8 protein-coding genes and 2 pseudogenes are annotated in these 10,819 nt (G+C 67.5%); 5 read left to right on the plus strand and 5 right to left on the minus strand.

The window, feature by feature from the left end; translation table 11 throughout:
• Positions 1-1,002: 1,002 nt before the first annotated feature.
• Together MXD62_RS22260 and MXD62_RS22265 are read left to right on the plus strand one after the other, a co-directional pair.
• A complete protein-coding gene (locus tag MXD62_RS22260; protein WP_248831424.1) occupies positions 1,003-1,251 on the plus strand; it encodes a hypothetical protein in 249 nt (82 codons plus the stop codon).
• A 182-nt stretch (positions 1,252-1,433) separates the two neighbouring features.
• A complete protein-coding gene (locus tag MXD62_RS22265) occupies positions 1,434-3,092 on the plus strand; it encodes a GGDEF domain-containing protein (RefSeq protein WP_248831425.1) in 1,659 nt (552 codons plus the stop codon).
• Positions 3,093-3,711: 619 nt separating this feature from the next.
• Here MXD62_RS22265 and MXD62_RS22270 read toward each other — a convergent pair.
• On the minus strand, positions 3,712-4,068 hold the full coding sequence (locus MXD62_RS22270; RefSeq protein ID WP_248831426.1) for a hypothetical protein: 357 nt from the start codon (positions 4,066-4,068) through the stop codon (positions 3,712-3,714).
• A 675-nt stretch (positions 4,069-4,743) separates the two neighbouring features.
• Between MXD62_RS22270 and MXD62_RS22275 the strand changes: the two genes are divergently transcribed.
• Positions 4,744-5,451: an SAM-dependent methyltransferase gene (locus MXD62_RS22275; RefSeq protein WP_248831431.1), complete on the plus strand. Its 708-nt coding sequence runs from the start codon at positions 4,744-4,746 to the stop codon at positions 5,449-5,451.
• Here MXD62_RS22275 and MXD62_RS22280 read toward each other — a convergent pair.
• Positions 5,432-6,550: an ISAs1 family transposase gene (locus MXD62_RS22280; RefSeq protein ID WP_368862435.1), complete on the minus strand. Its 1,119-nt coding sequence runs from the start codon at positions 6,548-6,550 to the stop codon at positions 5,432-5,434. The two genes, MXD62_RS22275 and MXD62_RS22280, sit on opposite strands and share 20 nt — an antisense overlap.
• A 222-nt stretch (positions 6,551-6,772) precedes the next feature.
• On the opposite strand from MXD62_RS22280, the pseudogene MXD62_RS22285 reads away from it, so the two are divergent.
• A pseudogene (locus tag MXD62_RS22285) lies at positions 6,773-6,928 on the plus strand (SAM-dependent methyltransferase); the annotation flags it as partial.
• 165 nt (positions 6,929-7,093) lie between these two features.
• Here MXD62_RS22285 and MXD62_RS22290 read toward each other — a convergent pair.
• Positions 7,094-7,258, minus strand: a complete 165-nt coding sequence (locus MXD62_RS22290) for a hypothetical protein (protein ID WP_248831428.1) — start codon at positions 7,256-7,258, stop codon at positions 7,094-7,096.
• Between the two features lie 461 nt (positions 7,259-7,719).
• On the opposite strand from MXD62_RS22290, the gene MXD62_RS22295 reads away from it, so the two are divergent.
• The gene (locus MXD62_RS22295) at positions 7,720-8,070 is read left to right on the plus strand and encodes a hypothetical protein (protein WP_248831429.1); all 351 of its coding nucleotides are present in this window, start codon (positions 7,720-7,722) and stop codon (positions 8,068-8,070) included.
• Positions 8,071-9,004: 934 nt separating this feature from the next.
• Here the strand turns inward: MXD62_RS22295 and MXD62_RS22300 are convergent.
• Positions 9,005-9,841 carry an SAM-dependent methyltransferase gene (locus tag MXD62_RS22300; RefSeq protein WP_248831430.1) on the minus strand — a complete coding sequence of 279 codons (837 nt, stop codon included), beginning with the start codon at positions 9,839-9,841 and terminating at the stop codon, positions 9,005-9,007.
• 262 nt (positions 9,842-10,103) lie between these two features.
• Positions 10,104-10,819, minus strand: a pseudogene (locus MXD62_RS22305) (integrase core domain-containing protein); the annotation flags it as partial.

Consider the following 10,819-nt stretch of genomic DNA (forward strand, 5'->3'; position numbering starts at 1 on the left):
CCAGCCAACCGCCGACACGGAACGACCAGCTCAGTAGTTCCTACAAGATCTTGCCTCGATCAGGTTGACGGGTTCCGGCCGCATCTGAGCGTGACGCGGAAGGCGTGGCACCGGCGGTCCCCCTCCTGGTCTTCGCACGTAGACGGCGCCGACGACGAGTGCAACCAGTAACCGTCGATACCACCCGGCCCGCGCACGGTCGCCGGTTGGATCCGTCCCGGACAGGCCAGTCCAACGCCTTCTGATTCACGATCGGCCACCCTCCGTAACCAGCACGCTTTTGGTGTCCGGTATCGGCTGGTATGACTGTTATGTCGAGGGGTCGCCGGCGACGTGTGTGCGCATTGTGCGCGCGGATGTCCCGGCACGGCGCGGCATGTGCCGGCACGTTCCGGCACGGAAATCGCCCCGACCTCGGATTTTGCGGCACGGCGCGGCATTTTCCGGCATGTTGAGATACGGGATAATCCGTCTTGTAATCGAGCGGCTAGGGGTTCGAGTCCCCTCGCCGGCTCCAGACAGATGGCCCCTGACCTGCGGTTTTGCAGAGTCAAAGATCATCTATTCAAGATCGAAATTGGCTTGTGAGCGCATTGTGAGCGCATTCGGCAATTTTGTGCAGGGAACGATCATGGGTGGGGTGTCGTCTTCGGGCACCTGAGCCAGGATCCGCGGTCACGACACCACCCCCAGCGGCGGTTACTTTCCGTTACCGTCGGTCGTTCTGGGACGCGGGTGGGATGCGGCCAGACCGATGCGCACCGGCTGACGGTGGCTGATCCGCCATCCCACCCCACGGCCACCGCGGCGCGGGATCGGACGTTCACGGCGGATCCAGGGCCGACGGTGGGGCCGGGGACGTGGACATGGCGACGGGGTCAGTGGCCTGGTGTCTGTGGGGACGTGGCCCGCATTGCAAGTGGGCTCCGATGAGCGCGCGGGTCCGACGTTCGCCGCTGGCGTCGATCCGCTGCCGAACCGGGTGCCGGAGGTCGCCGCGGTGTGGAACGGGATTCGCCGTACCTACAGCGTCGCGCCCGGCCAGTCACCCCGATCCTGACCTGCGATATCCGCACGATGATCGACGCTATGGACCTCGGTGGACCGGCAGTGCGGCTCGCCGGCCTGCGCGACCGGGTGCTGCTGCTCATTGCCTACGCCGGAGCACTGCGCCGCGGCAAGGTCGTCGCCCTGGACGTCCACCGACCTCGCCAACCTGATCGACAAAATCAACATCAAAAGCCGAAGTAATTAATCGGCAGGTCCTGGCTGGTGGGGGTCCCAGCGGGTGCAGGCTCCCACGGTTTGTCCCGGTCTCGGTGTCCCGTGCCGTCGCGGCGTACGCCGTGACGGAACCCTCCTGCGCGGACCCGCCGGATCATAACTATCCGAATCCAAGCGATTTCGATACGCTGCCCTGCGGGATGTAGACGATGTCCGGATTCTGCAGTGCCGTCGGCACTGCGCACAGCCTGTGGCGTCCGACCGGTGCGGGTCGCGCGCCACAGTTGTTGCGGTGCGCCGTCGTCGCCGCCTTGATCCTGCTTGGGCTGGATGTCGCCTTCGCGGTGCTGCTGGACCTGCTCTCCGCCCGCGCCGCCACACATCTCGTCTCCACCGCCGCCCAGTTCCTCGCTGCGGCCGCCTGTTTCGGGACCGCCCGGCGGGTGCAGGGGGCGGAGCGTCGCTGGCGGGTGCTCGTCGGTCTCAGCTCAGCCGGTGCGATGCTCGCCAGCCTCGCGGTGGCACCGACGTTGCTGGCCGGGGACCTGCCCCACCGGCAAGGTATGTCCCTGGGGCATGCCCTCTTCCTCGGTTTCTACGGGGTGGCCCTGGCCGGGCTGCTGTCCGTGCCCACCGACCCGGTGGACGGTCGGGGCGGGAGCGCCGGCAGGCGGTGGCACGGTGCCTACCGCTGGTATGCGATCACCCTGCTAGATAGCCTGCTGATCGTTGGTTCGCTCGTCCTGCTGCAGTGGGGGACGGTGCTCGCCGCGATCGTGCGGACGGGCCCCGACCTCAGGCCGTTTCGGTTCGCTTTGACCCATCAGGGTGCCGGTCTGATCCTCGCCACCGCGGTCGTGCTGATCGCCAGCTTCCGCCGCCCGCGCGCCCCGGCGACGCTGGCACTGCTGGGCACCGGCCTGCTGGCCTACGGACTCACCAGCAACATCATGTCCTACGTCGCCGCGAAGTACGGGTTCCACCTGCCGCCCTGGGGCCTGATCGGGTTCGCTCTCGCCTTCCTGCTGGTCTTCCTCGCCGCGTTCGTCCCGGTCCCGACCCCCGCGCCCCCCGAGGGCCCCGCCCCGCCCAGCCCGCGGGTGATGTGGGCACACGCCGCGCTGCCCTACGCCGCGCTCACCGCCGCGGGCCTGCTGATCCTGGGCAAGCTGACCACCGGTGCCCGCCTCGACCGGTTCGAGACCTACGGCATGATCACACTGCTGGTGGCCCTGGTCCGCCAGATGGTCACCCTCGCCGAGAACACCTGGCTGCTCGCCGAGATCCGGGCACGCGAACGGCAACTGCACCACCAAGCGTTCCACGACCCGCTGACCGGCCTGGCGAACCGGGCACTGTTCACCCGGCGACTACAGCGGGCACTCACCCGCGATACCGCCAGCGACGAAAGCGGTGACGGTACGCTGCTGTCCGTGCTGTTCCTGGACCTTGACAGGTTCAAGTGGGTGAACGACACGTTCGGCCACGCCGCCGGGGACGAACTCCTCCAGATCAGCGCCGACCGGCTGCGCGCGGAAACCCGCGCGATCGACACCGTCGCCCGCCTCGGCGGCGACGAGTTCGCCATCATCCTCGACGGCGGCGGCCCCGACGACCCCCGCCACATCGGCGAACGACTCGCCACCGCCATCCAGACCCCCTGCCTGCTGGCGGGGCAGCCCTACACCCCCCGCGCCAGCCTCGGCCTGGTCACCCTCGACGGCACCACCATCCGACCCGCCACCTCCGACATCCTGCTCCACCAGGCCGACCTGGCCATGTACACAGCCAAACGAGAACGAGCTGGCAGGCTGGTCGTCTACAAGCCCGAAATACCCACCTCCACCCACCACCCCGACCGCTCCTAGCCTGAATACACCCAACGAGCAAACCCCCGGCCGGCACCGGCCGCGTTTCAGCCCGCCCGTAGCTTCCAGCGCAAAAACAATGATTAGTTTGATCTCGGCCAGGGCTGGGCGGGTGTAGGGGTGATGAGCGGAGCCGGCCAGTCGGTCGAGATCCAAGCTGGCCGCAGCCTCCGGGCCGTCGCGCCAACGATCGCAGGCCGTAGAGTACCCTCGCCAGGCTCACATTCTGACCGTAGGGAAATGACAGATCGGTGAGAAGAAGGATGGACAGATAGCCGAGAAGGCTCGCGAACGGCCTGCTCGTCGAGTCGTCGCGGGACAGAAGAGATGAGAACCTACAATACTCCCGCATCGTGTCTGGTTTGATCCCGGCGATTCCCGCCATCTGCCGGAGACTCAGCAGGGGATCTGGACCGGTCACGAGGGCAACCTTACCGCGCGAACGTGGTAAGGCGAGACGTTCCCTCTCTTATGCAGTACTGCGGTGCGAAGGCGGCCCCGCCCCGCGTTACCCACACCGGAGGTGACCCGGCTTACCGGTCGCGGCTGCCAAGGTGCGTCGGCATCGTCGTCGAGGTTCTGGATCGATACCGTGATTGGTGGGTGGTTCCCGCTGCGATCAGCCAGTGTGGTCGGTGGGAATCCGGCGCGTCGCACGTAACCACGCGACCAGTCTCTGTGCCTCCGCGTCGTCGTTGGCCTCCTCCACCGCGATCGAGGCGAGTCCGGTGATGTCATCGACCCGTCGACCGGCCCTACGCGCCTCTACGACGAACCGTAACGAACTCGGCCGCTCCACCCACAGGGCGTACTCGATGGGTCCAAGACCCAGGTAGTCGTGCAGCGCGACGGGACGACCAGCCGGCGCGCCGCCGGCCTTGTGCCACCGGTCCACCCAGCCATCGACATCCTCCAGGAACGCACGTCCTCCCAGCAGGGCGTCCAGGAAAGTCGTGACCTCGAGCGACGACGTCATAGGCCCAACCTAGCCGCCCGGCCAGCTCCCAGGCCAGCGCCGATGCGGTCCAGAGGCTGAGCGCCGGCCGGTGGCATGCGTAGGGGTGCAGAGGTCCGCAGGGCCGTGTCGGGTGACGGCCTGTCAGCAGTGGAGGCGGCCGGCGGGGCCGACCGCGGGAGGAGGTCAGAGGCCCCGCGTCTCGCCCTGACGTCAACTGCCAGAGGCATCCTTCTCCCCTCCCGAGGAAGGGAGGCAGAGCCCCGTGTATTCCGAATCGTCCGGGCATCATTGTGATCACCATGACGGCCTCACCCCTCCCGCACCAGTTGTAGATCATCTGGTGGTGCCGTCTCACGAGGAACCCGCCGACGGCACCCCCGTTTTCGGAACGCACTCGTTCCGGAACCGCGGCCTCGCAGGTCTACGAGTTCCGCCGGGCACGGATCAGCCGTTCCGGACAGAGCCCTGGCCGAGGCCTGGATACACGCCTGTGCCCCGCCCGAAGCGGCGCCGCAGGAAGCACCACCCGACCCTCTCCACCGGGAGTAGTGCGGGCCACCGGCGCCGAGCGACGCGGCCAGACACCGATTCCCAGGCACCGGGCGCCGAGCGGACAACAAATTTCCGGACTTCGGACACCGGCGGTTGGCCTTCCGGCTGCGGGGTAAATCCGGGTGCACCCCGGGGTGCATGATGGTCAGTATGGGTGCGGACGAGCCGGCGCAGAGCGCATGGTCCCGGGTGGACATGAGCGTGCCGCACTCCGCTCGGGTCTGGAACTACTGGCTCGGGGGGAAGGACAACTTTCCCGCCGACCGGGAGCTGGGAGACAAGGTCTTCGAGGTCTACCCGGACATCGTGCGGGTCGCCCGCGCGCAGCGGGAGTTCCTGGTCCGAGCGATCACCTTCCTTGCCCGCGAGGTGGGCATCCGCCAGTTCCTGGACATCGGCACCGGCCTGCCGACCGCCGACAACACCCATGAAGTCGCGCAGCGGATCGCCCCGGACTCCCGCATCACCTACGTCGACAACGATCCTCTGGTGCTGGTGCACGCCCGCGCGCTGCTGACCAGCGCACCCGGCGGCGCCACCGCTTACATCGACGCCGACGTACGCGACCCCGACAGGATTCTCACGGAGACGGCCGAGCTGTTGGACTTCACCAGGCCGGTCGCTCTGGTGATGTTCGGCATCATGGGGAACGTCGCCGACACCGACGAGGCGAAAAAGATCGTGAAACGGCTACTCGACGAGGTGCCGCCGGGAAGCTACCTCGCACTCAACGACGGCACCCACGGCGAGGCCGTAGACAAGGCAATCGAGATCACCCAGGCAGACGGGCACCCCTACAACCTGCGCAGGGCCTCGGCAAAGTTGTCGGTTAGCAAGCAAGCTTCATGATCGTCTCTAGTGGGCGTTCGGGGCGGCGGGCGTGATAGCGGATTCCCGCGGCGATGTTCGTGGCACCGGTCAGGCGCAGGATCGTGATCGCGAGGTTGCGCAGGCTGGCCATGGTCTGGGGCGCGTTGCCGGTCCGGACCTGGCTGAGGTCCTCACCGAAGGTGACGTCGCGGACCCAGTGCAGCCGGTTCTCGACCAGCCAGTGGTCCCGGGTGAGCGCGGCGAGCTGGGTCGGGCTGGCCTGGTGGGTCGCCACGCTGGTGATCAGGTAGGCGACCTCGGTCTCGGCGGGTCCGCCGGTGAGGGGCTGACGTCGGCGGGTGATCCGTACCGCCTGCACGGCGTGCGGGAACAGCAGTCCGGCGCGGACCTCGGTGGCTTTCACGGTGCGCCGCTCGCGGCGGCCGTGGCCACGCTCGACGGTGCGCGCGGTGGTCTTCACCTGACCCCAGGGCAGGGCCGCGAGCTGGGCATACAGGCTGGGCTGGTTCGCCTTTACCGTCAGCAGGTAGTGCGCTCCGCGGCCGACCAGCCAGCGGGCGGTCTCGGTCTGGGTATGCAACGCGTCCGCCGTGACGATCACGCCGGTCAGGTCGAGGTCGGCGAGCAGGACAGGCAGCGCGGGGATCTCGTTCGTCTTCGCGTCCACCGCGACCTGGCCGAGCACGACACCGGTGTGATGGTCGAGCGCGGCGAGCAGATGCCGACCGGTGACCTCGCCGGTGCGGGAGCCACGCAGGGTCTTGCCGTCGACCGCGATCCGCCGCCGCGTCCCCGTTTCCGGGCTGGTCGCCGCGGCGGCCCACGCTCCCAGCGCTGTGTCCAGCGCGTCAGCGTCCAAGGCGGCGAACACCCGGCGGAACGTTGAGGTGTCGGGGACCCGGACGATTCCGAGCAGGTCAGCGACCACCGGGCCGGCGTCGGCGGCCCACTCACCGATCGCGGTGAACGACCGCGCGCCGGCGAGTACCGCGCACGTCGCCAGGGTCAGCACCACGGCCAGGCTGTGCCGTTTTCCTCGGGGTTTCCGCGGGTCCGGGACTCGGCCGAAAGCCGCCAGGAGACCCGACACCGACGACAGCTGGTGATGGCCGTCGATGACGGCGGCAGCCAGCTGATCGAGAACAAGAACAGGCGGTGATACTGGTACGGCGGGCACGACACCTCGGGTCGATCATGATGGTGTAGGAACCTCCATGATCTTCAGGTGTCGTGCCCGCGCCTGTGAGACCCCCGGCCACGTGCCCGCACCCCGCTACACGGCCCCACCAGAAACACCAGACCAGACCCACCACCTACGCCTCAGCAAACTTGCCGGGGCCCTGACAACCTGCGTACCCCTGAGCAAGTCGCGTCCTTCTTCGACGGCCTCGACCTCGTCGAGCCAGGCGTGGTCTCAACGCCCCTCTGGCGGCCCCCGCCCGGGTCGGAACCGCAGCCACTCCACATCTTCGGCGGGGTCGCCCGCAAGCCGTAGCCCGTCCTCGACGGGGTCGGCCGCAAGCCGCAGCCGTGCGCGGCCAGGGCCAGCGGTTCGGCTCCCAGCAGTAACCATCCGCCTACCAGACAGACAAACGCACCCACGGGAATATGATCTTGCCGGTGCGCGGCCCGGTTTTCGTTCGCTACTCGGCGCGCACTGTCAACGCGTTGCGTCGAGTAGCGAACGGAACTCCAGAAGATCATCGATCATCGTGGTCGTGTCCGTGGTACGCGGGAGCTGGCACAGCTTGTTCAGCATCGCATCGGTTTCCTCCATGGTAGGAATCTCGTCGATCGGCGCGGCTATGTTGACGACATAAACCATGGGAACACCGCCTTTCGAGGATGTCGAGCACGTGCCGAGCTACCCCGCCGGCGTGGGCTGACCCGGATGCCGTGCATGCCAGATTCGCATGCCCCGATTCGCCGAAAATTGAAGCCAGGCTTCGCCTGTGTTAAATCTGGGGCTGGACTCGGTGCGGTGGGTGGACGTTCAGGGCGGCAGGCCGGGGCCTGGCCGACGACGTCCAGTTCTCGCGGGTGGCCTCGTCAGCTACGACGCCGAGCGGGACCGGCGCGACCGCCACTGACCGGCGTGTCTCTGTAAGCCTCCTGTTCAGGCACGGATCTTGAATGGTCGGGGTCTGGCTAGATCAAGCGCTGAACGGCAGCCCCGGAGCGCCGGCGCCCTGACATACACGTCAGGGCGCCACACACATCGGTCTCGGTGCGTAACAGACCCGCTACTCTTTCCTCGTGGCACCAGACCCGCAGCGGAACACCCCGATGCCGGAGACGGCCTGGAACTTCATGCAGGTCGAGATCGCGATGGAAGACCACCTGCTCCGCCCCATGTACGGACTGGGCGGGCTGACCCGCGACCAGGCACGCGCCAAGGTGCAGAGCATCCTGGACGAGCTGCCCACACTCGCACCGATCGCCGAGGTCTGGCGACGCGACCAAGCGAAGGACGACACCGTCTTCTGCAACCAGCGCATGTGGACCGTCTACACGTACGCCGGCACCGATCCGCTGCCCGCCGCACTGCAGTGGCTGGAGGACTTCACCCAGGCCCTACACACGGCAGGCATCGATCTGCATGTCGCGCCGCCTGCCCTGACCCTGGACACGGCGTAGCCCCACCCGCAAGGGGGGTAGCAGGTGGGGCCACACCGCGTGTGTCCCGAGGACAGCGGCAGGCTACCGGCCCGGAGTCGAATTGAGCGCCACCGCCGACCGTGTCGCCGCTCAACCCCCTGCCGATCGGCGGCTGAGGAGGGAGACCCGGCCACCGATCTGCCTGACAGTGGCCGGGTCAGCATCGCCCGCGCGAAGGACGACGCGGCGAGAGTAACCACCGCGCCGGCTCCTTCACCAGCGACACCGAATCCGTGTCGCCGACCACCTTCACCGCAACACCCTTGATCAACCACAGGACGGCCGCGGCACCGGTGGGTACCCGGCGCCGAAGCAGAAGATCGGGAACATCTGGGCATGGTCGGCGGACGACATCAAGGCGTGGACCGAGCACGGCCGGCCGCGGCCCGCGGCGGGACCGCCGTCCGTTGTAGTGCCGCGCGTCCTCGGCCAGGACAGCCCACAGGTGCCCTCCGCCATACTCGGCGCCGCGGCAGGGACGGGACGCCGAGTACCACCGCGCCCAGGTTCGGGATTTCCTGGGATTCCAGGAGTGCACGGTCGGGGATGGGGAAACGCTCACCGCCTCGCTTGCCGAGGAGGTCTGTTGCCGGAAGCGCCGGCCGGAACGGTGCGCGAGGAGCCGCTCCGGCACTGCCGGGAGTGCCTCGACAGGCCGTCACCCGAGACTGCCATACCGCTCCGCTCGCCGGCGCCGCGACAAGACCGACACCCTGGACGCCGAAGCGGCCGCTCGCGCCGTCCTGACCGGCCAGACCACCCCAGCGGCGAAGACGGGAGCGCCGTTTAAAAGCCCAGGTCAAGGCCAGTGTCCGAGTTCTGGCACCCCACAGGGGGACGCCTGGCCAAGACAGCGGCCGCGGCCGCTGCCCGGACATCGCTCGGACTGGTGTCGCGTCCGGCGGAGCCGCCGTCAAGGCTTGCGCGCTACTCCCGCGAACAGCCAGTCAGTCTCAGGGCTGCCGTCGTCTCCCGGGTGCCACTGCCATGGTCGAACGATACCGGGTTCGACCAGATCCAGCCCGGAGAAGAAATTCTCGATCGTGATACGCGGCCGGAATACTATAGGCGACGTCGCCTTCTCATATGCCGCCTCCGTCCGGGCGACACCTTCAGCCGGCGGCCCATCCGTTGTCAGATGGGATAGCGCCAGGTAGGAACCCGATGGAACGGCGTCCATAAATTCGGCGAGAAGACCGGCGGGGTTCTCCTCATCCGTAATGAAATGGAACAAGGCAACCGCTAGAACGGCGACGGGTCGCGAAAAGTCGATGAGCGCGTTCGTGTCCGGATGCGCGAGGATCCCCGCGGGTTCACGTGCGTCCGCGGTGATGATTGTCGTCGTCTTGTTCGTCGCCAGCAGCGCGCGGCCGTGAGCGAGCACGATCGGGTCGTTGTCTACGTAGACGACGTGCGCGTCCGGGTTGACCTGCTGGGCTATCTCGTGCACATTCCCCTGGGTCGGCAGGCCGGTGCCGATGTCGAGAAACTGGTCGACACCGGCGTTCGCGAGCCAACGGGTCGCCCGCTGCAGGAAGCGCCGGTTCTCCCAGACGACGTCAAACGTCACCGTCTTACCGAGGGCGGCGTCGACGGCAGCAGCAGCCTCGCGGTCGACCTCGAAGTTGTCCTTGCCCCCGAGAAAGTAGTCGTACATGCGCGCCGGTGTCGGCCGGTCCATCCTGAGATCGGCTACCTGACGGCCCTCTTCCGCGTCAGGCGCCACCGACTTGAAGTCCCATCCCATCATCGCTCCGCAAGTCATGAGGTCGGCACCGACGGCCCGGCGGCTTCGGCAGGTAGGCGTTGCAGTCAGCCTATCGGGCGGGTCATCCCACCACAAAGTGGCGCCTACCGTCTCTGCCACGCTACTCCCCGATCACCCCGGCTCCACGTCACCGGCGCCGGTGACGGCGCCAGGCCAGCCGAGCGTCAAGCCTGTGGGGCTCCAGAATCCCGATTTGGCCTGTGAGCTGGCCTTTTGTGGTTGATGCGATCTTCTGCGGGAGGTGTCAGGCGGCGTTGCGATATTCGCTGATCAGCCCGCCAAGGATGCGTGTGCGACGGACGGTGGACTCCGACGTCGGGGCGACCACGAGTGACGAGTCGGGTGGGTGCTGGCCGAGGGAGCGGTGGGGCCGGTGAGTGTTGAAATGCTCGACGTAGCCGGTAAGGACGATGTCAGGTGCCGTTCGGAGACGATCAGTAGTCGGTCGGTGCATTCGCGGCGGGCGGTGCCGACCCAGCGTTCCGCGATCGCGTTCGCCTGCGGGGCTTGCGGGGGTGTGTGTACCACGTCGATGCCGGCTCCGGTGAAGACAGCGTCGAAGGAAGCCGTGAATTTCGCGTCGCGGTCACGGATGAGGAACCGGAACCGGTGGCTTCGCTCCTCGAGGTCCATCAGCAGGTTCCTGGCCCGCTGGGCGACCCACGCTGCGGTCGGCTGCTTCGTGACCCCGAGGACATGGACGTGGCGGGTGGCGTGTTCGACGACGAAGAACACGTAGATCCGTTGGAGGAACGCGGTGTCCACGGTGAAGAAGTCGCAGGCCAGTGACCATGCCGGCTTGCGCCGGCACCCTGTCCTGATGAGGATGTTGGTGCCGTCCGGTCCGACGTCGTCCTTCTGTGGTGCCTGCGAGCCCGTAGGCCAGTGTGGCGCGGAGGTCCTGAGGAATCCTGTCCTGCTGCCTCGAGCGCGTACCTCAGAATCTTTGATGACAGGCCC

This window comes from Frankia sp. Mgl5 (genome assembly GCF_023242985.1).
In the GTDB taxonomy this organism is placed as follows: Bacteria; Actinomycetota; Actinomycetes; order Frankiales; family Frankiaceae; genus Parafrankia; species Parafrankia soli.

What these genes read in the sequence shown, in the direction of transcription:
- MXD62_RS22265 (WP_248831425.1), top strand. Translation starts at nt 1,434, where the DNA reads ATGTCCGGATTCTGCAGTGCCGTCGGCACTGCGCACAGCCTGTGGCGT.
- MXD62_RS22270 (WP_248831426.1), bottom strand. Translation starts at nt 4,068, where the DNA reads ATGACGTCGTCGCTCGAGGTCACGACTTTCCTGGACGCCCTGCTGGGA.
- MXD62_RS22275 (WP_248831431.1), top strand. Translation starts at nt 4,744, where the DNA reads ATGGTCAGTATGGGTGCGGACGAGCCGGCGCAGAGCGCATGGTCCCGG.
- MXD62_RS22290 (WP_248831428.1), bottom strand. Translation starts at nt 7,258, where the DNA reads ATGGTTTATGTCGTCAACATAGCCGCGCCGATCGACGAGATTCCTACC.
- MXD62_RS22295 (WP_248831429.1), top strand. Translation starts at nt 7,720, where the DNA reads ATGCCGGAGACGGCCTGGAACTTCATGCAGGTCGAGATCGCGATGGAA.
- MXD62_RS22300 (WP_248831430.1), bottom strand. Translation starts at nt 9,841, where the DNA reads ATGATGGGATGGGACTTCAAGTCGGTGGCGCCTGACGCGGAAGAGGGC.